The sequence below is a fragment of the Kitasatospora sp. NPDC004745 genome (genome assembly GCF_042873275.1).
GTDB lineage: Bacteria > Actinomycetota > Actinomycetes > Streptomycetales > Streptomycetaceae > Kitasatospora.
Window position 1 is genome coordinate 147,959 of record NZ_JBIALK010000007.1, and the last position, 21,181, is coordinate 169,139.

At 75.0% G+C, this 21,181-nt stretch carries 20 protein-coding genes; 10 read left to right on the forward strand and 10 right to left on the reverse strand.

Annotation, left to right across the window (positions count from 1 at the left end; translation table 11 throughout):
• Nucleotides 1-25 precede the first annotated feature (25 nt).
• Nucleotides 26-673, forward strand: coding sequence for a TetR/AcrR family transcriptional regulator (locus ACFYUY_RS15485; RefSeq protein ID WP_387900893.1), 648 nt, complete (start codon nt 26-28; stop codon nt 671-673).
• A gap of 118 nt (nt 674-791) precedes the next feature.
• On the opposite strand, the gene ACFYUY_RS15490 is transcribed toward ACFYUY_RS15485, so the two are convergent.
• The 3 genes from ACFYUY_RS15490 to ACFYUY_RS15500 all read right to left on the reverse strand — a co-directional run bounded on the left by ACFYUY_RS15490 (nt 792) and on the right by ACFYUY_RS15500 (nt 4,371).
• Nucleotides 792-1,508, reverse strand: coding sequence for a hypothetical protein (locus ACFYUY_RS15490; protein WP_387900895.1), 717 nt, complete (start codon nt 1,506-1,508; stop codon nt 792-794).
• 173 nt (nt 1,509-1,681) lie between these two features.
• Nucleotides 1,682-2,200 carry a GNAT family N-acetyltransferase gene (locus tag ACFYUY_RS15495; protein ID WP_387900897.1) on the reverse strand — a complete coding sequence of 173 codons (519 nt, stop codon included), beginning with the start codon at nt 2,198-2,200 and terminating at the stop codon, nt 1,682-1,684.
• A gap of 125 nt (nt 2,201-2,325) precedes the next feature.
• Complete coding sequence (locus tag ACFYUY_RS15500; RefSeq protein ID WP_387900899.1) at nt 2,326-4,371, reverse strand: DUF4157 domain-containing protein; 2,046 nt, start codon at nt 4,369-4,371, stop codon at nt 2,326-2,328.
• Nucleotides 4,372-4,701: 330 nt separating this feature from the next.
• Between ACFYUY_RS15500 and ACFYUY_RS15505 the strand changes: the two genes are divergently transcribed.
• Complete coding sequence (locus ACFYUY_RS15505) at nt 4,702-5,115, forward strand: DUF3052 domain-containing protein (protein ID WP_360213503.1); 414 nt, start codon at nt 4,702-4,704, stop codon at nt 5,113-5,115.
• Nucleotides 5,116-5,187: 72 nt separating this feature from the next.
• Here the strand turns inward: ACFYUY_RS15505 and ACFYUY_RS15510 are convergent, their stop codons facing one another.
• Entirely contained in the window at nt 5,188-5,910 is a 723-nt protein-coding gene (locus tag ACFYUY_RS15510) for a DsbA family oxidoreductase (protein WP_387900901.1), read from the reverse strand.
• Between the two features lie 216 nt (nt 5,911-6,126).
• Between ACFYUY_RS15510 and gcvH the strand changes: the two genes are divergently transcribed.
• Nucleotides 6,127-6,510: a glycine cleavage system protein GcvH gene (gene gcvH, locus ACFYUY_RS15515; protein WP_387900903.1), complete on the forward strand. Its 384-nt coding sequence runs from the start codon at nt 6,127-6,129 to the stop codon at nt 6,508-6,510.
• A 54-nt stretch (nt 6,511-6,564) separates the two neighbouring features.
• On the opposite strand, the gene ACFYUY_RS15520 is transcribed toward gcvH, so the two are convergent.
• Nucleotides 6,565-7,041 (reverse strand): hypothetical protein, encoded by a 477-nt coding sequence (locus ACFYUY_RS15520; protein WP_387900905.1) that lies wholly within the window; start codon nt 7,039-7,041, stop codon nt 6,565-6,567.
• A 300-nt stretch (nt 7,042-7,341) separates the two neighbouring features.
• Here ACFYUY_RS15520 and ACFYUY_RS15525 point away from each other — a divergent pair, with 300 nt between their 5' ends.
• Nucleotides 7,342-9,312, forward strand: coding sequence for a hypothetical protein (locus tag ACFYUY_RS15525; protein ID WP_387900906.1), 1,971 nt, complete (start codon nt 7,342-7,344; stop codon nt 9,310-9,312).
• A gap of 77 nt (nt 9,313-9,389) precedes the next feature.
• Here ACFYUY_RS15525 and ACFYUY_RS15530 read toward each other — a convergent pair whose 3' ends face one another.
• Entirely contained in the window at nt 9,390-9,599 is a 210-nt protein-coding gene (locus ACFYUY_RS15530; RefSeq protein WP_360213513.1) for a DUF6011 domain-containing protein, read from the reverse strand.
• Nucleotides 9,600-9,662: 63 nt separating this feature from the next.
• Here ACFYUY_RS15530 and ACFYUY_RS15535 point away from each other — a divergent pair, with 63 nt between their 5' ends.
• Nucleotides 9,663-10,433, forward strand: coding sequence for a TetR/AcrR family transcriptional regulator (locus ACFYUY_RS15535; protein WP_387900908.1), 771 nt, complete (start codon nt 9,663-9,665; stop codon nt 10,431-10,433).
• A 102-nt stretch (nt 10,434-10,535) separates the two neighbouring features.
• Here the strand turns inward: ACFYUY_RS15535 and ACFYUY_RS15540 are convergent, their stop codons facing one another.
• A complete protein-coding gene (locus ACFYUY_RS15540) occupies nt 10,536-10,937 on the reverse strand; it encodes a winged helix-turn-helix transcriptional regulator (RefSeq protein WP_387900910.1) in 402 nt (133 codons plus the stop codon).
• A gap of 112 nt (nt 10,938-11,049) precedes the next feature.
• Here ACFYUY_RS15540 and ACFYUY_RS15545 point away from each other — a divergent pair, with 112 nt between their 5' ends.
• Both ACFYUY_RS15545 and rarD read left to right on the forward strand, forming a co-directional pair.
• The gene (locus tag ACFYUY_RS15545) at nt 11,050-11,904 is read left to right on the forward strand and encodes an NAD(P)H-binding protein (protein ID WP_387900912.1); all 855 of its coding nucleotides are present in this window, start codon (nt 11,050-11,052) and stop codon (nt 11,902-11,904) included.
• Nucleotides 11,905-12,046: 142 nt separating this feature from the next.
• Nucleotides 12,047-13,012 carry an EamA family transporter RarD gene (gene rarD / locus ACFYUY_RS15550; RefSeq protein WP_387900914.1) on the forward strand — a complete coding sequence of 322 codons (966 nt, stop codon included), beginning with the start codon at nt 12,047-12,049 and terminating at the stop codon, nt 13,010-13,012.
• A 158-nt stretch (nt 13,013-13,170) separates the two neighbouring features.
• Here rarD and ACFYUY_RS15555 read toward each other — a convergent pair whose 3' ends face one another.
• From ACFYUY_RS15555 to ACFYUY_RS15565, 3 genes are read right to left on the reverse strand one after another with little or no spacing between them, the layout of a single operon-like run.
• Nucleotides 13,171-14,106, reverse strand: a complete 936-nt coding sequence (locus ACFYUY_RS15555; RefSeq protein ID WP_387900916.1) for an ABC transporter permease — start codon at nt 14,104-14,106, stop codon at nt 13,171-13,173.
• On the reverse strand, nt 14,093-15,187 hold the full coding sequence (locus tag ACFYUY_RS15560; protein ID WP_387900918.1) for an ABC transporter ATP-binding protein: 1,095 nt from the start codon (nt 15,185-15,187) through the stop codon (nt 14,093-14,095). The genes ACFYUY_RS15555 and ACFYUY_RS15560 overlap by 14 nt, the downstream gene beginning before the upstream one ends.
• A gap of 3 nt (nt 15,188-15,190) precedes the next feature.
• Nucleotides 15,191-16,489, reverse strand: a complete 1,299-nt coding sequence (locus tag ACFYUY_RS15565) for an outer membrane lipoprotein carrier protein LolA (protein ID WP_387900920.1) — start codon at nt 16,487-16,489, stop codon at nt 15,191-15,193.
• 182 nt (nt 16,490-16,671) lie between these two features.
• Here ACFYUY_RS15565 and ACFYUY_RS15570 point away from each other — a divergent pair, with 182 nt between their 5' ends.
• The 3 genes from ACFYUY_RS15570 (at nt 16,672) to ACFYUY_RS15580 (ending at nt 21,131) form a co-directional block, all read left to right on the forward strand.
• Nucleotides 16,672-19,260 carry a bifunctional FO biosynthesis protein CofGH gene (locus tag ACFYUY_RS15570; protein ID WP_387900923.1) on the forward strand — a complete coding sequence of 863 codons (2,589 nt, stop codon included), beginning with the start codon at nt 16,672-16,674 and terminating at the stop codon, nt 19,258-19,260.
• 131 nt (nt 19,261-19,391) lie between these two features.
• Nucleotides 19,392-19,781 carry a hypothetical protein gene (locus ACFYUY_RS15575; RefSeq protein WP_387900925.1) on the forward strand — a complete coding sequence of 130 codons (390 nt, stop codon included), beginning with the start codon at nt 19,392-19,394 and terminating at the stop codon, nt 19,779-19,781.
• 234 nt (nt 19,782-20,015) lie between these two features.
• The gene (locus ACFYUY_RS15580) at nt 20,016-21,131 is read left to right on the forward strand and encodes an ADP-ribosylglycohydrolase family protein (RefSeq protein ID WP_360213533.1); all 1,116 of its coding nucleotides are present in this window, start codon (nt 20,016-20,018) and stop codon (nt 21,129-21,131) included.
• The last annotated feature ends 50 nt before the right edge of the window (nt 21,132-21,181 follow it).

Sequence of the window (21,181 nt, forward strand, 5' to 3'; positions counted from 1 at the left end):
AGTTCGGCGGACGAGGAGCGGTGCGGTGGCGGTGGTGGCGACGGGCGGAACGGGACGGCCGGAGAAGCGCGAGGCGATCGCGCGGGCCGCGACGGCGGTGTTCGGGCGCGAGGGCTACGTCCGGGCCAGCATGGACGCGATCGCCGCGGAGGCCGGGGTGTCGAAGCGGACGGTCTACAACCACTTCGCGGACAAGGAGACCCTCTTCCTCTCCGTCGCCCTGCACAACTCCGCCGAGCTCACCGAGCGGATCGCCGCCCTGATGGCCCGCTACCTCGACCGGGTCGTCGACCTGCGCCAGGACCTCGTCGACCTCGCCGTCGAGCGGGCCCGGGCCGTCCTGTCCGCGGGTGACCACGGCGCGCTCGGCCGGGCCATCCGCGCCGAGGTGACCAACATCCCGGCCGACGTGCTGGAGGCCTGGCTGGACGCCGGCCCGATCGCCTCGCAGCGCGACCTGGCGCGGCACTTCACCACCCTCGCCGACCGCGGACTGCTGGCCTTCGACGACGCGGCGCTGGCCGCCGAGCAGTACACCCTGCTGACCTTCCACGGCGTCGCCGAGCGCTCGTTCTGGGGGGCGCTGCCGGTCGCCGACGAGGAGGTCGCCCGGATCGCGGCGGACGGCGTGGAGGCCTTCCTGCGGATCTACCGGGCCCCGGCGGCGGGCTGACGCGCCCTCGCCGCGCCGGCCGCGGGCCGGGAGGCCTCCGGTCTCCGGGCGGCGGGCCGACGCCCCGCGGGGTCCGGGCGGCGGCCGTGGCCGGCCCGCCGCCCGGACCCCGGCCGGATCACTTCCAGTTGACGCCCTTGCCGAGGGTGTACGGGTCCCCCCAGTACTCGGCGCCGGCGACCTTGGAGGCCGACGGGGACAGCGCCACCGCGCAGGAGGTGGCGGACTGCCCGGCCGTGAAGCCCGAGGGCAGCGAGCTGCTCGGGCACTTGGCGAAGGTGCCGATGATCATCAGGTCCTGCGCCTCGGTGCCGTCCGCCAGCAGGCCCTTCATGTGGTCCACGCTGGTGAAGGACAGGTCGGTGGAGCCGGCGTTGGTGACCTTGTAGTGGATGTAGTACGGCACCAGGCCCTTGGCCTTGTCGCCGAGCTTGAGGGCGGTCAGGTCGGCCGGGTCACCCTGGTCGATCGAGGTGACCGCCAGCGAGATGGTGCCCTTGGTGCTGCCCGAGGAGAAGGGCAGCGTGACGGCCTCGCCGACCTTGACCGTCGTACCGGGCGCCGCGGTCGCCCCGCCTCCGGCCGCCGGCGGGGCGCTGGCGGCCGGTGTGTTCGCCGGGGCCGCGGCCGTCGCCGCGGAGGTGGCCGGCGCGGCCGGGGTGGTGGCCGGGCCGGTCGGGGCCGCGGCCGGGGTGGTCGGTGCCGCGGCCGCCGGCGGGGTCTTCGCGGTGTCGGACGAGGCGGCGTCGTCGTTGCAGGCCGTCAGGGTCAACGCGCCGACCGCGACGAGTCCGGCCAGGACCGCCGCGTTCCTACTGCTGCCGATGGACTTCATGGGTGTCCCCCGTGTCTCGGGACGGCCGGACGGCCGCCCTTCCGGGGACGTTCATAGCGCAGGGCGCGACCGCTGCACCATCGGTTTGGCGGCGTCTTGACCCGGCCGTGACGAGTCCCGCGCGCAGCCGTGACGGAGGCCGCACCTCCGTGACGGGCCGTCCGCCGGTGCGGTCAGTGCTCCCGTTCGCCGGCGAGCAGGCCGAGCACCGCCTCGTCGGCGAAGGCCCCGTCGGCCCAGCGGGCGGCGCGCAGGGTGCCCTCCAGGGTGAAGCCGGCGCTGCGCGCCGCCCGCAGCATCGGTTCGTTGTCGGCCAGGGTCTCCAGCTGGAGCCGCCGGAGGCCGAGCACGCGGAACCCGTAGTGGCAGAGGGTGCGCAGGGTGTCGGTGGCGAGCCCGCGCCCGCGGTGCGAGGGCCGCAGCGCGATCCCCAGGTGGGCGCACCGGTTGTGGGCGTCGACGCCCCAGAGCAGCGCCTCGCCCGCGAGTTCGCCGGTGGCCCGCTCGACCACGGAGAAGAGGGCGGCCTCCTCGCTCGGCTCGGTGACGGCGTACGGGGATCGGTCGGGCACGGGCGGGACGGGCCGCCACGGCCGGGAGTCGGCGCGCGAGCGGGTGGGGACGTCGTCGTACAGCTCGGCCTGGAGGACGGGGACGTCGTCGTGGTGCCGGGCGCGGAGGGTGACGTGCAAGCCTTGTAGCATGTCACATTGTCTATCAGGGGGCAGGGGTGGCGCGCCCCCGGGTTTCCGGACCGCGCGGGCCGGGTCCGGGCCGGGACGGTGGGCGGCCGCCCCGGCCGGGAGGGCCGCCGGGGCTACTCCTCGTACGCCTCGTCGCTCTCGTTGGAGAGCCGGCCGCTGAGGAGGCGTTGGGCCCGCTGCCACGTCCCGCCCTGGTCCTGCCGGCACTCGTGCACCTCGTAGGCCAGCGTGGTCGGCACGCCGTCCATGCCGAACTGCTCGTCACTGCCCAGCATCCGCACCTCGAAGCTCAGCACCCGGCCCTCCTCCAGCACCCACCGCTTGACGGGCGACTCGACCTCGCGCTCGAACTGCTGGTTGAGACTGGCGCTCATCGGGACGAGGTTGCGCGCCTCGGCGGGGCCGTGCAGGTGGTGGTTGAGCAGGTGCCCGCGGATGGCGCCGAGCCCCCAGGCGCCGCCCTCCGGCTCGAATCCGGACTGCCCCGGGGGCGCCAGCAGGGTGAGCGGTTCGGCGAGCATCCGGACGCCCATGACCTCGTCGACCAGGTCGCCGTCCTCGTCGATGTTCTGGAAGTTGCCGGTCTCGAACACGACCTGGGTGCGGGGCAGGTTCGCGAGGCTGGTGCCGCCGTACTGCTGGGTCTCGAAGCTGCCGACGGCCTGGTAGGCCGTCTCCAGCACCTCCCGGACCACGTCGCCGTACTCCCTGGTCCAGGGGAACCTCAACTGGTTCCACAGGGTGGCGAGTTCGTCGGTCAAGCCGTCCTGCTCGACCCGGCCGAAGTCCAGCGGCTCGCTCCGGTCCGGCCCGTCGGTCGTGCGGTTGACCAGGTAGTTCACCCCGCCCTGCTGGTCCAGTTCGACCTTGAGCTCGTAGCCGCCGGCGATCTGCTGGAGGGTGTCGTCGAGTTCGACCACGTGGCAGGTGATCGAGTAGGGCAGCGGGGAGTTGGGGTCGCCGTTCACGACCACCTCGTAGCCGAAGGTGCCGTTCTCGTTGTAGACCATCTTCTTGAGCGGCTCCTCGACCTCCTTGCTGTGCTTGCTGTTGAGCCTCTTCGAGAAGGGGGCGAGGTTCTCCGGGGTGGCCGGTCCGTGCAGGTGGGCGTTGAGCAGGTGCCCCTCCACGGCCCCGCCGAGCCCGGCGTAGGCGCCGGTCGTGGCGTCCGAGCCGGCCGCGCCGCGCGAGGTCAGGGGGTAGGCGCGCATGGCGGTGCCGCGGAGGACGCCGCCCGCGTTCACCACCGGGCCGAAGGTGACGACGGTCTGCGGCACGTTGTTGAGCTCGCCGTGCCGGTTGCTGAGCGCCTGCTGCACCTCGCCCATGCCGCTGCTCCAGCCGTTCGACAGCTTCTGGTAGGTCAGCAGGATCTGGTGGACGTCCAGCGCGCTCGGCTGCTGGGCGGCGTTGCGCAGGGTGTCCCAGTCCCGCAGCGGCGTGGTGTCGTCGGGGAGGGGGTCGTGGCCCTTGAGGAGTTCGATGCCCGGGCCGGGAGCCCGCTGGACGGCCGTTCCGGCGCCGGCGGTGGCAGGGGCGGCGGGGGCCCGCTGCACCCCTTCCTCCTCCTCGTGGTGGGTGTGCCCGGAGTGGTCGTCGTGGCCAGCGTGCCCGCTGTGCTGCGCGGGCGTCGGACCGGACATCACCCGGTGGGCGTTGGCCTCGGCCTCGCGCTCGAAGCGGTCGGACGGGTCGCTGACGTTCAGTCCGGAGCCGTTGTCGGAGCCCGAGACGGGGCCCTGCCGCTGCTGGATGACATGGGTGAGCTCGTGGGCCAGGGTGTGCTTGTCGCCGCCGCCGTCGCCGATCACCACGTGGCTCCCGGAGGTGTACGCGCGGGCGCCGATGCCGGCGGCGGAGGCCCTGGCGGCACCGTCGTCGTGGATCCGGACGTCGGAGAAGTCCGCCCCCAGGCGGGCCTCCATGTCGGCGCGGACGGCGCCGTCCAGGGGGCGTCCGGGCCGCCGCAGCACGTCCCGCACCGACGACGCCTGCCCGGGCTCCTCCAGCAGCTCGCCGGCCTGACGCAGCATCTGGACGACGGCGGCGTTCCCGGCGGTGGCCTGCAGGCCGAGCAGGGGGGTGGCGGCGGCGCGGGCGGCGACCGGTCGGGCGACCGCCTGGTCCTGGGCGGTCTTCTCGCTGTCACGCGTCCGCATCGGCGTCCCCTCGGGTGTTCGGATCCAACACTCCTGAATACCCCTCGGATCCGCCGCACGGATAGGGCCCTCCGGGCAACGTCCCTGCCCCGGGAGGCAGTCCGGAGGGCCACCCGGTGCTCCGGGGCGGGCGTTCCGGGGCGGGCGTCCCGGTGGATCCGCGGAACGCTCCTCCGCCGGACGCGCCCGGGAGGGGACGGCACGGGTGGGGCTTGCGCCGGTCCTTCCGCGGCCGGCCGCGACGGGCGTGTTCCGGGCCCCACACGCTGCGCGTCTGGTTGGCTACCCGCACGCGGGGCGGCAGGCGCCTCCGGACGAAGGGAGACCGCCATGACGACGTCGGAGGAGGAGCGCACCGGCCCGGCGGCCCGGCTCGGGTTCGAGCCCGGCCAGGTCGTCCAGGAGGTCGGTTACGACGACGACGTCGACCTCGCCCTCCGCGACGGCATCGAGTCGCTGATCGGCCAGGACCTGGTGGACGAGGACTTCGGTGACGTGGCCGACGTCGTCCTGCTGTGGTTCCGCGAGGAGGACGGCGACCTCGCCGACGCGCTGGTGGACGCCGTCGGGGTGCTCGACGAGGGCGGCGCGGTCTGGCTGCTCACCCCGAAGTCCGGCCGGGACGGCCACGTCGATCCCGCGGACCTGCAGGAGGCGGCCCGGACGGCCGGCCTCGTCCAGGTCAGGAGCATCAGCGCCGCCGTGGACTGGTCCGGCACCCGGCTCGTCGCCGCAGGGCGCTGACCGCTTCGGGAGCAGGGGCGGGCGCGGGGCGTCGGCCCGTCCGACGCCCCGCTCCGCCCGCCGGATCCCGGCTCACCGCTGCGGCAGCTCACAGCCCTCCGGCCCGCAGGCCTCGCCGGACGCGCCTGCCCCTCCGGCCTCGACCAGGAGCGGCACCGCCACCCGGCTCTCCCAGGCCTGCTCCAGCGCCGCCGTGAACGTCGCGGACGGTTGGGCGCCCGAGACGCCGAGCCGCCGGTCGAACACGTAGAACGGCACGCCCGTCGCGCCCATCGCGCTCGCCGTCGCCTCGTCCTCGCGGACGGCCTCCGCGTAGGCCGCCGGATCGGCCAGCACGGCCGCCGCGGCCCCGCCGTCCAGCCCGGCCTCGACGGCGAGTTCCAGCAGGCGGCCGTCCGCGAAGGCGGAGCCCTCGTCGGCGAAGTTGGCCCGGTACAGGGCGTCCAGGAGCTGGGCCTGGCGCCCGTGCTCGGCGGCGAAGTGCAGCAGGCGGTGCATGTCGAAGGAGTTCGCCGCGTCGCGCCCCTCGCTGAGGTAGTCCAGGCCCTCCGCGCGGGCGTTCGCCGCGATCCCGGCCTCGGCGGCCTCGGCCTGCTCCAGGCTGATCCCGTACTTGGCGGCGATCAGCGGGACGACGGGCCGGGCCTCCGCGGGGGAGCGGGGGTCGAGCTCGAAGGAGCGGTGGACGACCTCGACGTCGGCGCGGTGGGGGAAGCGCTCCAGCGCCTTCTCGAACCGGGCCTTGCCGATGTAGCACCACGGGCAGTTGATGTCGCTCCAGACCTCGACGCGCACGGCGTTGCTCCTGTCATCCGGCCGCGCGGGTCCTTCCCGCACGCACCCCGGGGCCAACGCGGGCGGCGACCTGAATATTTCTCATCATGAAATATTCAGGTCCACCGTCAATGGCGGCCAAGGACCAGCGCCCGTTCGAGGGAACGGAGGCCTGCCCGCGGTCGCTTCTGGGCACGATCGGCGGGCCGGCCGTCCACCACCCCGAACGGAGAAGTCATGACCACCATCCCCGCCGACCTGCGCTACACCGACTCGCACGAATGGGCACGCCTGGAGAGGGACGGCACCGTGACGATCGGCATCACCGACCATGCGCAGAAGACGCTCGGCGACATCGTCTTCGTCGAGCTCGCCAACGTCGGCCGGACCCTCCAGGCCGGGGACCCGGCCGGAGTGGTCGAGTCGGTCAAGGCCGCGTCGGACTTCTACACGCCGATCGGAGGGGAGGTCGTGGCCGTCAACGAGGAGCTGAACGACAGTCCGGAGCTGATCAACGAGGACGCCTACGACTCGTGGATCTTCAAGCTCAAGCCCGCCAAGAAGGCGGAACTGGGCGGGCTCCTCGACGCCGCCGGGTACCGCGCCACCCTCGGCGAGTGAGCTGATCGACGGGGCCCGGTGCCGGGGCCGGCCGGCCGCCCGTACCGGGCCCGTTCACAGACAGATCCAGCAGTACAGCCGCTCCCCGGCCGCCCGGGCCCGCCCGGCCAGGGCGACCAGCTCCTCCGCCACCGGCAGCAGCTCCGCCGGATCGGCGCCGCCCCACTCCTCCGCCACCGCCCACACGGCGACGGCCGGCGGCAACCGCTCGTCGCCGGCCCCGGCCAGGGCGTCCCGCACGTCGTCACCGAGTTCCGTCACCCACGGGCCGGTGGCCCACGGGTCGTCCTCGTCCGCCGGCCCCCCGGGGCCGGGGAGCGGGGCCGTCGGCCAGACCGGCGTCTCGGTGACCAGGCCGGCCCGCCACGGCTCCTGCCGGACGGCCGCGACGAGCTGCCCCAGCAGCACGGTCGGGTCGATCCGCTTCGCCCGGACCCCGTCGAACTCCGGCGACCCGCCGTCCGTCCGCTCCAGCTCGCGCACGACCGCCGCCGCGTCCGGCGCCCGGAAGTAGTCCGTCAGCACGCCCATCCCCGCCGTCCTCTCCGCCTCGTCCTCGTCCCGGCCCGTTCTCGTTCCGGTTCGTGATTCCGGTGACAGCAGACCAGACGCCGCCGACACCGGCGCCGGGGGCGGCCCGCGGCGGCACGAGGGCGGCACGGGAGGTCGGGCCCGCCGACTTCCCGTGCCGCCTCCGGGTGCGTCCCGCGTGGGCGAAGGCCTCGCGCCACCCCGCCTGACGGGCCATCGGGGTGATCATGCGGTCGTCATATGCACGGGATACCCTCTTCGGCGCACATCGGAGAACGGCACGACCAGGGGGGACGGCACATGGACCACGCGGACGGCGAGGGAGACGCGCGACTCGCGGCCGAGGGCGAGGTGGCGGTGGCCCGGCTGGCGATCGACTCCGGGGACCTCGCGCACGCCGCGGACCACCTGGCCGACGCGATCCTCTCCGACCCGCAACTGCCGGAACTGCACGAGGCGTTGGCCGAGCTGTGCGCGGCCGCGGGCGGCCCGGCGGCCGCGCGGGAGCTGTTCCCGCTGGACGGTCAGGTGTTCCTGGGCACCGTCGTCTGCCGCGCCCACGTCGAGGCCGCGGCCGGGGACTGGGACACCGCCGTCGGGCTGCTCGCCTCCGCGATCCAGTACGAGCCGGCGAGACCCTGGGCGCACACCGCCTGGCTCTCCCGCGAGGACCTGCCGTCCCTGGTCGACCCGGACGCCGTCGCCCAGGCGGTGGCCCGGGCATCGGGCGGACTGCCCGACCCGCTGCCGGCCGAACTCGTCGACGCCGTCGGCCCCTTCGAGGACTTCGTGCAGGCCGTGGTGGACCTGCACGGCGACCACGCGCTGCTGCTGGCGATGGCCTCCGGCCTCACCCGCCGCGTCGGCGCCACCGCCCGTGCCGTCGAACTCGCCGAACTGGCGCACCGCCTGGCCCCCGGCTACATGCCCTCCGTGATGCTCGGCAACGCCCTGCGCGCCCACGGCCGGCCCGAACGGGCGCTCGCCGTCTGGGAGGCCGAACTGGCTCGGGTCGCCCCGGACCGGGACAACTCCAGCAGCTACCTCGCGGTCGACGTCGCGGAGTTGTACGGCGACCTCGGCCGCCCCGCCGACGGCCTGCCCTGGCTGGACCGGGTGCTCGCCACCGAACCCGACCACCCCAAGGCGGCCCCGGCGCGGTACGGCCTGCGGCACGCCGTCGACGGCGACCCCGCCCACCTGCTCGCCCTCGCGGACCACCACCGCGCCCACCCCGACCACGACTACGCCCAGGACCTGCTGGAGCGGCTCAGCCACCGGGAACCCTGGCTCGGCATGGTCCCCGGCGCGACCGAGGCGACCGTCAACGTGCTGCACCAGGTGCTGGCCGCCCCCGGCACCACCCGGGAGAGCGAGATCGAGTGCAGCGCCTCCGCCGTCGAGCCGCCCAGCTCGCTGCTGGCCGTCCGGCTCGCCCTGCCGCGGGCGACCGTCGGATACCAGTCCGTCGGTGAACCCGACCCCCGGGTGCCGCTGGCCGAGCCCGCCACCCGGATCTGGGCCTGGGACGGCACCGACCCGCGCCCGGTGGTCGGCCCGCCCGCAGCGCACAGCGCCGAACTCGTCCAGGCCACCGCCGAGATCGTCTGGGCGACCGTGCCCGCCGCCTACGACCACGCCGTCCGGCTGGCCGGGCTGCCGCTCGACGACCTGCTCGGCGTGCTCGCCCACCCGCCGATGCCCCGCGAGGACGAACTCGGCCGGGCCCTGCTCGCCCACCAGCCGGAACTCTGGGTGCGGGCCGTCCAGGTCTTCGCCTGCCTCGGCATCGCGCACCACCGCACCGACCAGCCGTGGGCGGAGTCCGACCGCCGCCGGGTGCTGGTCGACCTGCTGCTCGGGCCGGAGGACTGGGTGGTGGAGGCGGCCGGCTTCGCCCTGGTGGCGATCGGCTGGACGGAACCCGACACCCGCACCGACGTCGCCGAACAGCTCGGGCAACGGCTGCACTACAGCGTCCGGGCGTACGGCACCCGCGTGGTGACGGTGCTGCGCTCGGTGTCCGCGCTGGCGCTCGCCGCGCCCTGGCTGCCGAGGGCCGACCTCGACCTGGCCCGCCGCTCGATCGACCGGCTGGACGCCCAGCAGGCCGAGCAGGCCCAACAGGCCGAGCAGGCGGGGAAGGCGGGGAAACCGGGACGGGCGGGGCAGAGCGGCACGGCCGAGGAGACCGCAGCACCGGTGCCGGCGGCCGACGGGCGCCCGGAACCCCGCCCCGGGCTGTTCCGGCGTCTCTTCCGCCGCGACTGACGGCGCGGCCGACGGCGCGACCGGCGGCCGGGGCGGTTCGGCCCCGCAGGCCGGGCGGTGGGCCCGCCCGCCGGCGGTCAGCCCACGCCCGGCAGCGGATCCTGGTCGACGTCGAAGCGGGCGACCCGGTCCGCCGGGTCCCGGCACTCCGGGCCGAGCCGCAGGATCCGCGACTCCGGGTCGTGCAGCGGCCGGTGGCAGCGGCGGCAGGTGACACGGGGGCGGACGGCCTCGGGGGTGTCGGTGCCCGGGATCGGGTCGGGGCCGTCGGTCGGGGCACTGGTCATGGAAGGAGACGGTAACCCGGGCGGGCCGGGTGGGCCCCTTCGCGGCCGTGAAACGATGGTGGCATGGCCACGGACCGCAGCAGCGCAGGAGACCCGGCGCGCACCCTCGCCCTGCTCTGGGGGCTGACCGCCGAGGAGAAGCCCGGCCGGCGCGGCCCCAGGCAGGCCCGGTCGACCGGCGAGATCGCGGCGGCCGCCATCGCGCTCGCCGACGCCGAGGGCGTGGACGCCGTCACCATGCGCCGGGTGGCGCAGGAGCTGGGGCTGTCCCCGATGGCGCTCTACACCTACGTGCCCGGCAAGGCGGAACTGCTGGACCTGATGCTGGACACCGTCTACGCCACGATGCCCCGCAGCACCCCGGCCGACGACGGCTGGCGGGCCGGGGCCACCGCCGTCGCCGACGACAACCGGGCGCTCTACCGGGCCCACCCGTGGGTCGCGGCGGTGTCCACCAGCCGCCCGCCGCTCGGCCCGGGCCTGATGGCCAAGTACGACTACGAGCTGCGCGCCCTGGAGGGCACCGGCCTGCCCGACGTCGAGCTGGACGCCGCCCTCACGCACCTGCTCGGCTTCGTGCAGACCTGCGCCCGGATGGCCGCCGACGAGCGCGCCGCGCAGCAGGACAGCGCGCTGACCGACGCCCAGTGGTGGGCGGCCAACGCCGAACTGCTCGGCAAGGTCTTCGACGCGGAACGCCACCCGGTGGCCGCCCGCGTCGGGGCCGCCGCGGGAGAGGCGCACGGCGGCGCCTACGACCCGGACCACGCGTACGCCTTCGGCCTGGCGCGGGTGCTGGACGGGCTGGCGGCACTGATCAGGGCCGAGGACTGACCGCGCCCGAGCACTGACCGCGCCCGGGGATCGACCGCCCCGGGGATCGACCGCCCCCGGGGATCGATCCGGCCCCGGAGCCGAGCCGGCGGACGGGACCGGTCAGGCGCGTGCGGCGCGGGCGTCGTACCCCTCGCGGGCGTCCCGGACCGCGCACATCCGGGCCTCCACCCAGTGCGCGAGCGCCGACACGTACTCGGCGGCCTCCAGCCCGAGCGGGGTGAGGCTGTAGTCGACCCGGGGCGGGATCACCGGATGGGCCTCGCGCAGCACGAAGCCGTCCCGTTCCAGGGTCTGCAGGGTCTGCGCGAGCATCTTCTCGCTGACGCCCGACACCCGGCGGCGCAGCTCGCTGAAGCGGTAGCCGCGCTCGCGCAGGGCGATCAGCACCAGCACCCCCCACCGGCTGGTGACGTGCTCCAGCACGCCCCGGGACGGGCACATGCGGTCGTACACGTCGGGCGCCCGGTCGAGGAAAGACAGGCCGTTCTCCATTACCTCCATGTCAGTACCTTACTTCGAAGTGCGTACTATCCAGGAGTTAGTGCCGTTCCTAGGGTGAGTGTCGAAGTCGGTGCGGCCCGCGAAGGCCGCGGAATCACCCCAGGGAGCGCACATGTACGTCGTCACCGGAGCCACCGGACAGCTCGGCCGGCTGGTCGTGGAGGGGCTGCTGGCCGCCGTGCCGGCGGAGCGGGTCGCCGTGGTGGTCCGCGACGCGGCCCGGGCCGCGGACTGGGCGGACCGCGGCGTGCGGGTCCACGTGGCCGACTACGACGACTCCGGGACGCTGGCCGGAGCGTTCGGCGCGGGCGACCGGGTGCTGCTGATCTCCGGGAACCAGATCGGCAGCCGGGTCGCCCAGCACGGCGCGGTGATCGACGCGGCCGCGGCCGCCGGCGTGGCGCTGCTGGCGTACACCAGCGTGCTGGCCGCGCCGACCGCGACCTTCCGGATCGCCGAGGAGCACCGGGCCACCGAGGAGCTGCTGCGCGCGTCCGGGCTGCCCTTCGCGCTGCTGCGCAACGGCTGGTACACGGAGAACTACCTGGCCGCCGCGGCCGCGAACGTCGCGAGCGGCGAGGTCTTCGGCAGCAGCGGTGAGGGCCGGGTGGCGAGCGCCGCGCGCCGCGACTACGCGGACGCGGCCGTGGCCGTGCTCACCGGTGAGGGGCACGAGGGCCGGGTGTACGAGCTGAACGGCGACGCCGACTGGAGCATGGCGGAGTTCGCGGCCGAGCTCGCGGCGGCCTCCGGCAGCCCGGTGGCGTACCTCGACGTCGCGCCGCAGGAGCAGGTGCGCCGGCTGGTCGCGGCGGGGCTGCCGGAGGGCTTCGCCGGGCTCTTCCCGGACACCGACGCGGCGATCGCCCGGGGCGAGCTGGCGCGGCGGGGCGACGACCTGGGCCGGCTGATCGGCCGCCCGACCGTCCCACTGGCCGAGTCGGTCCGGGCCGCGCTCGGGGCCTGACGCCGGCCCGGGCCGCCCGGGCCGCCCGACGTCTCCGCAGGTCAGCGCCTGTCATGACCAAAATGCGGAAACGGAGATGACAGTCTGCCCTCCCGCCCGCTACCGTCACCTGGACACACGTGCGCGCGGAGGGCAGGCGGCCATGCCGGAGACAGATCAGGACAGCGGAAGAGGCCTCTGGTACGGCTTCGCGGCCTACGGCATCTGGGGGCTCTTCCCGCTGTTCTGGCCACTGCTGGAGCCCGGCGCCGCCGACGACATCCTGGCCAACCGGATGGTCTGGTCGCTGCTCGCCGTCGTCCTCTTCCTGGTCGCCCAGCGGCACTGGAGCTGGATACGCCCGCTGCTGCGCCAGCCCCGCCGGCTCGCCATGCTGGCGGCCGCGGCCGCGGTGATCTCGGTCAACTGGGGCGTCTACATCTGGGCCGTCAACGCCGGACACGTCGTCGAGACCAGCCTCGGCTACTTCATCAACCCGCTGGTCACCATCGCGTTCGGCGTCCTCGTCCTCAAGGAGCGGCTGCGCCGCGGGCAGTGGGCGGCCGTCGGCATCGGCGCGGCGGCCGTCGCGGTGCTGAGCGCCGCCTACGGGCGGCTGCCGTGGATCGCCCTCACCCTCGCGTTCTCCTTCGCCACGTACGGCTTGCTGAAGAAGAAGGTCGGGCTGAGCGGGCTGGAGAGCCTGGCCGCGGAGAGCGCCTTCATGTTCCCGTTCGCGCTCGGCTACCTGATCTACCTGGAGGTCAGCGGGCGCGGCACCTTCGGCCACACCGTCGCCGGCTCGTACGGCTGGGGGCACTCCGCGCTGCTGGTGCTCAGCGGGCTGATCACCGCCGTCCCGCTGCTGTTCTTCGGCGCGGCGGCCGTGCGGGTCCCGCTGACCGTGCTCGGGCTGCTGCAGTACCTGGCGCCGGTGTTCCAGTTCCTGATCGGTGTCGCGGTGTTCCACGAGTCGATGCCGCCCGCCCGCTGGGCCGGTTTCGCGCTGGTCTGGGCCGCGCTCGCGGTGCTCACCTGGGACGCGCTGCGCCAGCTGCGGGCCGACCGCGCGGGGCGGGCCGCGGCCGTGCCGCCGCCCGCCACCGCCCCGGCCCTGCTCAAGGGCTGAGGCCCCGCTCGAGGACTGACGTCCTGCTCAAGGACTGAGGCCCGCCCGGCTCGGGCGCGCCCGGTTCCGGGTGTCCGGCCGGGTGACACACACGGCCGCGTGTGTCACCCGGCCCGCTGCTGCGCCGAGCCCGGGGCCGGCCCGGCCCGGTGCGCCGCTCAGGCGCTGATGTCCCGGCTGGTGAACCGCGACCAGGCCGCCGCGCCGAACACGGCCACGTAGGCCGCCTGCAGACCGAGGTCCTTCCACACGGAGTCCCAGTACATCGGCTCCCGCAGCAGGTCCGCGAAGCTGAGCCAGTAGTGGGTGAACAGGAACGGCCGTACGGCGTCCAGCTGCGGGAAGGCGTCCAGGATCTGCACCGTGACCACCAGCCCGACGGTGGCGGCCATCGCCGCGATGCCGCTGCCGGTCAATGTGGAGACGAACAGCCCGATCGCGACCAGCCCGGACAGCGAGACCGCCACCACGCCGGCCACCAGGACCGCCCGCAGCAGCGCGTCGCCGAAGCCGATGGTGTCCCCGGAGATCAGCGTGACCTCGCCCAGCGGGAACAGCGCGGCACCGGTGGCCAGCGCCGCCAGCGCGACCGCCGCGGTGGCGGCCAGGCAGAACACCAGGCCGGCGGTGAACTTGGCGGCCAGCAGCCTGGTCCGCCCGGCCGGCGCGACCAGCAGGTAGCGCAGCGTCCCGGTGGCGGCCTCGCCGGCCACCGAGTCGCCGGCGACCACGCCGACCGTCATCGGCAGGAACACCGGCAGGGCGACGGCGAGCGCCGTGAACACCAGGAACAGGCCGTTCTGGGTGGTCTGGGCGATGAAGTTCACGCCTCCGCCGCCCTCGTGCGGGCTGTCCGTGTTGAGCTTGACGACCACGCCGATCAGGACCGGCAGCACCGCCAGGATCCCCAGCAGCACCTTGGTGCGCATCCGGCGGAAGGTCAGGTGCAGCTCGTTGCGGAACAGCGCCAGGAAGCCGGCCGCGGTCTGCGGGCGCCGCCCGACGGCGACCGCCGGCACCCCGGAGGCCGTGGACCCGGACGCCGTGGCCCCGGGCAGCGTCGCCCCGGACGGCGCCGTCTCAGCCTGCGACATCGAAGCCCTCCCCGGTCAGCGCCACGAAGGCGTCCTCCAACGTGCCCCGCTCCAGTCCGAACCCGTGCACCCGCACCCCGGCCTCGACCAGCGCCGCGCACAGCTTCGGCAGCGCCTCCTCGACCGGCGCACCGGCGGCGCCGGTCGTGCCGAGCTCGCCGTCCACCCGCCCGTCGCCGGGCACCAGGGCCAGCACGCCGCGCGCGGCCAGCACCTCGGCGGCCTGCGCCACGTCCGGCGTGCGGACCACCAGCCGGCCCTGGGCCCGTGCGGCCAGCTCGGCGACGGTGCCCTGCACCAGCAGTCGGCCGCGGGACATCACCGCCGCGTGGGTGCAGACCTGCTCGATCTCGTCCAGCAGGTGCGAGGAGAGGAACACCGTGGTGCCCTCGGCCGCGACCTCCCGCACCAGCGCCCGGATCTCGCGCATGCCCTGCGGGTCCAGCCCGTTGGTCGGCTCGTCCAGCACCAGCAGCTCGCGGGGCTGCAGCAGGGCCGCGGCCAGGCCGAGCCGCTGCTTCATGCCGAGCGAGTACGCGCGGGCCTTCTTGCCGGCGGCGGCGCTCAGCCCGACCCGTTCCAGCGCGTCGTCCACCCGCCCGCGCCGGGTCCGCGGGTCCGCGGTCGGGTCGGCGGCGTCGAAGCGGATCAGGTTGTCCCGGCCGGTGAGGAAGCCGTACAGCGCGGGGCCCTCGATCAGTGCGCCGACCCTCGGCAGCACGGTGGCGACGGACTGCGGCATCGGCTCGCCGAGGACGGCCGCCGAGCCCGAGGTGGGGGCGATCAGGCCCATCAGCATCCGGATGGTGGTGGTCTTGCCGGAGCCGTTCGGGCCGAGGAAGCCGAAGACGGAGCCGCGCGGCACGGTCAGGTCCAGGCCGTCCACGGCGAGCTGGCCGCCCCGGAAGCGCTTGGTCAGGCCGCGGGTCCTGATCACGTCGTCGGTGCCGGTGTCCGAAGGGGCCGGTGAGGCGGGGGAGGAGGGGGGAGCGGGGGAAGCGGGAACCGGGGCCGGGCGCTGCTCGGCGCCCGGGCCCCCGGCCGACTCCGTAACGTCCCCCGTTACGGGAGCCTTGGTCATCCGTCAGTTCACCCCGGCGGCGTGCTGCAGCACCGGCAGGGTCACCGCACCGGCGAAGACCCGGCCGTCGTCGGTGACCAGGACGTTCACCACCTTGGTGCTGATCAGCGTGCCCCCGTTGACGGGCTTGCCGAGCGACTTCACCAGCGCCTGCGGGTTCAGCGCCGGGCCGCGGTCGCCGTGCTTGCCCTGCTTGCCCTGCGTGCCGTCGGTCTTCGGCGCCTCGACGGTGCCGTCGGGAAGCTTCGCGGACACCACGGCCGTCCAGCCCTCGCCGACCACGTTCACGCCGTCGTGGCCCCGGCCGGCCTCGCCCTTGCCGGCGTTCTCCCCGCCGGCCCGGCCCTTCCCGGCGGCGTCCTCGCCACCGGCGCCCGGCGCGGATCCCCCGCCGGCCTTCTGCTCCGTCACCTTGGCGCCCTTGGGCACGGTGAAGTCGAAGGTCTTGCCGGCCGGCTTGGCGAAGGACACGTCGGTGAAGCGGACGTCCAGCACCGTCGAGCCGTCGACGCCCTTGACCACCACGGCGAGCGGCACGCCGTTCTCGGCGGCCACCGAGATCCGGACCTCGGCGACGGTCGAACCCGGCTGGGTGGGCTTGACGCTCAGCTGGTACGCCTTCTGCCCGGCCACGTTGGCGGTGCCGGAGACGGTGACCGCGGTGGTGCCCGCGCTCCCGGTCAGGAACTGCCGGGCCGCCTCCTGCGGGGTGGTCGGCACGCCGGTCAGCGGCGCCCCCGGGTGCGCGCCCCCGGTGCCGGCGGCGTGCCGGGCGGCCTGGCCGGTCAGGTGCAGGGCCGTGTTGGTGGTGCTGTCCCAGGCCCAGGCCTGGTCGCCGTTGTGCACGACGGTGTAGCCGGACATGTTCTCCAACAGGTCCACCCGCTGGCGGTCCGGGCCGTCCACCGCGATCCGCAGGGTCTGGTCGCCGCCGAGCAGCCCGAGCAGCTTGGCCTGGGGATCGGCCGCGGAGGAGTCCCCGCCGCCGCGCCCGGCCGCCGCGCCGATCCCGCCCGCCGCCGCCCCGAGCAGCTGGGTCGGCAGGCCGAGGTCGGTGGAGACGGACACCGTGCCGGAGAGGGTCTGCGCCTCGGAGCCCAGCGCCTTGGCCACCACCTGTTCCGCGGTCAGGGTGGGCAGGTCGGGCGGGGAGTCGGCGGCCAGCGCGGGCACCAGCCCGATCCCGGTGGCGATCACCGCGGCGATGGCCAGCGGCACCCCGGCCCGGATCGCGGTGCGCCGCCGCGAGCGGTACGGCACGCCGCCGTCCACGCTGTCCCCCGCCGCCGTGTCATTGGTCATGGCGTCCTCAACTCCTCTACGAACGCGAGCGATTGGCTGTACCCCTCCATTAGAGGGCGCACCACCGGCGCCGTCATCGCCCTGCAGGGCCAGTTCGGGGTAAACCTCCCGGGTACATCGACCCTGAGACGCCCTCAGGGTTGACTCCTCCCGACGTACCACACCTGGCGTAGGGTCGCGCCATGGACGGAACCGCCGTGGACGCAAGCACCCCCCCGACCGCGAACGCGATGCGCCGTGCCCTGCGCCGCGCCCGGGACGGCGTCGCCCTCGACGTGACCGAGGCCGCCGTGCTGCTCCGGGCCAGGGGCGAGGACCTGGCGGACCTCTGCGCGAGCGCCGCCCGGGTCCGCGACGCCGGACTGGCGGCCGCCGGTCGCCCCGGCGTCATCACCTACTCCAAGAGCGTCTTCATCCCGCTCACCCGGCTGTGCCGCGACCGGTGCCACTACTGCACCTTCGCCACCGTCCCCGGCCGGCTGCGCCGGGACGGCCACGGGATGTTCATGTCCCCCGACGAGGTCCTGGACGTCGCCCGGCGCGGGGCCGAACTCGGCTGCAAGGAAGCCCTGATCACCCTCGGCGACAAGCCCGAGGACCGCTGGCCCGAGGCCCGCGAGTGGCTGGACGCGCACGGCTACGACGACACCATCGCCTACGTCCGGGCGATGTCCGTCCGCATCCTGGAGGAGACCGGCCTGCTGCCGCACCTCAACCCCGGGGTGCTGAGCTGGACGGACTTCCAGCGGCTCAAGCCGGTGTCCGCCTCGATGGGCATGATGCTGGAGACCACCGCCACCCGGCTGTGGAGCGAGCCCGGCGGCCCGCACCACGGCTCGCCCGACAAGGAACCGGCCGTCCGGCTGCGGGTGCTGGAGGACGCCGGGCGCAGCTCCGTCCCGTTCACCAGCGGCCTGCTGATCGGCATCGGCGAGACGTACGCGGAGCGCGCCGAGTCGCTGTTCGCGCTGCGCCGGATCTCCCGGGCGTACCACGGCGTCCAGGAGCTGATCCTGCAGAACTTCCGTGCCAAGCCGGACACGGCGATGCGCGGCATGCCCGACGCCGAACTCGACGAGCTGGTCGCCACGGTGGCGGTGGCCCGGCACCTGATGGGCCCGACCGCCTGCCTGCAGGCGCCGCCGAACCTGGTGGACGGCGAGTACGAGCGGCTGATCGCGGCCGGTGTCGACGACTGGGGCGGCGTCTCCCCGCTCACCCCCGACCACGTCAACCCCGAGCGCCCCTGGCCGCAGATCGAGCGGCTCGCGGAGCGCTCCGCGGCGGCCGGCTTCGAGCTGCGCGAGCGGCTCGCGGTCTACCCCGAGTACGTGCGGCGCGGCGAGCCCTGGCTCGACCCGCGGGTGCTGCCGCACGTGCGGGCGCTGGCCGACCCGGACACCGGGCTGGCGAATCCGGACGCGGTGGTCCGCGGCCTGCCCTGGCAGGAGCCCGAGGACCTGCCCGCCTCCTACGGGCGGACCGACCTGCACACCGCCGTCGACACCGAGGGCCGCACCGGTGACCGCCGGGCCGACTTCGAGGACGTCTACGGCGACTGGGAGGTGCTGCGCGAGCAGGTGCTCGCCGAGGGCGCGCCGGAGCGGCTCGCCGGGGACCTGCGCGAGGCGCTGGCCGTCGCCGCCGACGACCCGACGCGGCTGACCGACGACCAGGCACTGGCCCTGTTCCACGCCGACGGCCCGGCCCTGGACGCGCTGTGCCGGATCGCCGACGACGTCCGCCGCGCCGCCGTCGGGGAGGACGTCACCTACTGCGTCACCCGGAACATCAACTTCACCAACGTCTGCTACACCGGCTGCCGCTTCTGCGCCTTCGCCCAGCGCCGCACCGACGCCGACGCCTACACGCTGTCGCTGGAGCAGGTCGCCGACCGGGCCGCGCAGGCCTGGGAGGTCGGCGCCACCGAGGTCTGCATGCAGGGCGGCATCCACCCGGACCTGCCGGGCACCGCCTACTTCGACATCGCCCGTGCGGTGAAGGAACGGGTGCCCGGCATCCACGTGCACGCCTTCTCGCCGATGGAGGTGGTCAACGGCGCGACGCGCACCGGGCTCTCGGTGCGCGACTGGCTGCAGCGGGCCAAGGAGTCCGGCCTGGACACCATCCCGGGCACCGCGGCGGAGATCCTGGACGACGAGGTCCGCTGGGTGCTCACCAAGGGCAAGCTGCCCGCCGCCACCTGGGTCGAGGTGGTCACCACCGCGCACGAGCTGGGCATCCGCTCCTCGTCGACCATGATGTACGGGCACGTGGACACCCCGCGGCACTGGCTGGGGCACCTGCGGCTGCTCGCCGAGGTCCAGCAGCGCACCGGCGGCTTCACCGAGTTCGTGACGCTGCCGTTCATCCACACCAACGCGCCGGTCTACCTGGCCGGGATCGCCCGGCCCGGCCCGACCGCCCGGGACAACCGCGCGGTGGTCGCGATGGCCCGGCTGCTGCTGCACCCGCACATCCCCAACATCCAGACCAGCTGGGTCAAGCTGGGCGCCGAGGGCGCGGCGGAGATGCTGCGCTCGGGGGCCAACGACCTGGGCGGCACGCTGATGGAGGAGACCATCTCGCGGATGGCCGGTTCGGCGTACGGGAGTTACAAGTCGGTGCGGGACCTCCAGGCGATCGCCGAGGCGGCCGGTCGGCCGCACCGCCAGCGCACCACCACCTACGGGGAGGTGCCGGCCGAGCGCCGGGCCGCGGCGCTGGCCTCGGACGGGCACCTGCCGAAGCTGCTGCCGGTCCTGGACTGACGGCCGTCCCCGGCCCGCCCCGGGGTCCCCGGCCCGCGGGGCCGGCCGGCGGCCCCCGGAACCCGGGTCGGCACCGGTGGCGTCCACCGGTGTGACGGCCGGGGCCGGCCGCCACGGCCGAGGGGGGCGCGGTGGGAACGCCAGGGGGCACGAAGGACGCGGTGGAGCGCCGGGCCGACCGGGACGGCGCCGGCTGGTGGTGGGCGGTGGCGGCGGCGGTGCCGGTGGGGGTGCTGGCGTTCGCGCTCACCACCTACGCGGACGAGGCGGGCCGGGACGTCTCCTGGGACCCGTGCCACCCGGTGGGCCCGCCCGGGTCGATCGTGGCCGCGGCGATCGGCGCCCCGGTGCTGAGCCTGGTGGCCACGGTGGCGACGGTCCGGGCCGCGGTGGTCTCCGAGCGGCGGCCGGGCCTGCGGCTCTCCGCGGTCGTGGTCGCCGGCATCGTGGGCTTCCTCGGGCTGCTGGAGACCACCGCCGCGGTGGGCGTCCTGGGCCAGGACGGCACCTGCCCGCGCTGAACGGCCGCGGGCGTACCGCTCGCCGAGCACGTCGGCGTCCACGGCGGAGGCACCGGCCGGGAGGCGGTCGAGGGTGGCCGGCCGTGGCCGCGGGACGGCTGATCGGCAACAGTCTGTTGAAGTGCTGGTGTGCGAGGGATCCCGTCGATACGTTCGGACCTTCGAATACAGTGCCAGGGCGCGACCGGCCGTGCCCCGCGCAGCCCCCACCCCGAGGAAAGGCGCCCCGTCGTGATGCCACTGTGGTCACGCGCCCAGCAGCAGGACTTCCGCAGCCGGGTGCGGGGCTGTCTGCTCGGCGGCGCCATCGGTGACGCGCTCGGCGCCGGCGTCGAGTTCGAGCCGCTCGAGAAGATCCGCGCCCAGTACGGGGCCGCCGGCGTCACCGGCTACGTCCCCGCGTACGGGCGCACCGGCGCCGTCACCGACGACACCCAGCTCACGCTGTTCACCGTCGACGGCCTGATCCGCGCCCACATCCGCCGCGACACCGGTAGCTGGCACCCGCCCACCGACCTGCACCTGGCCTACCTGCGCTGGGCCGCCACCCAGCACGACTGGGGCCCCGACGAGCGCCGCCCCGACCTCGGCTGGCTCGGCCGCGAGGAGTGGCTGTACGCCCGGCGCGCCCCCGGTCAGGGCTGCCTGACCGGCCTCACCGGGCCCGACGGCGAGCGCCTCGGCACCGTGGAGCGGCCCAAGAACCCGCACTCCAAGGCCTGCGGCACGGTGGTCCGGGCGGCGCCGTTCGGGCTGCTCACCACCTGGGAGCCCGGCCTGGTGTTCCAGCTCGCCGTGGAGTGCTCGGTGCTCACCCACGGCCACCCCACCGGCTACCTCGCGGCGGGCGCGTTCGCGGTGATCGTCCAGAGCGTCGCCCGCGGCGGCACGCTGGAGGAGGGCGTCCACCTGGCGCTGGCCCTGCTCTCCGAGCGGCAGGCGCACGAGGAGACCACCGCCGCGCTGCGGGCCGCGCTGGACGCCGTCCGGGCCGGCGAGCCGTCCGCGGACCGGGTGGAGGCCCTGGGGGAGGGGTGGGTCGCCGAGGAGGCGCTGGCGATCGCGGTCTACTGCGCGCTGGTCGCGCACGACGTGCGCTCGGGCCTGCTGCTGGCCGTCAACCACTCCGGGGACAGCGACTCCACGGGGGCGGTCTGCGGCAGTCTGCTCGGAGTGCTGCACGGCGACACCGCGCTGCCGCCCGGGCTGGTGGCCGGGCTGGAGGGCCGCGGCGCGATCCTCGAACTCGCCGACGACTTCGTGCTGGAACTGATGCACGGCGCCGAACTGCACGACCCGCGGAGCCCGGAGGGTTCGGCCTGGGCGGTCCGGTACCCCGTGGTGCGCTGACCCCGGGTCGGATGCGGCCCCGCGGTGGGGCGTCGCGGGCCGCCGGGAAC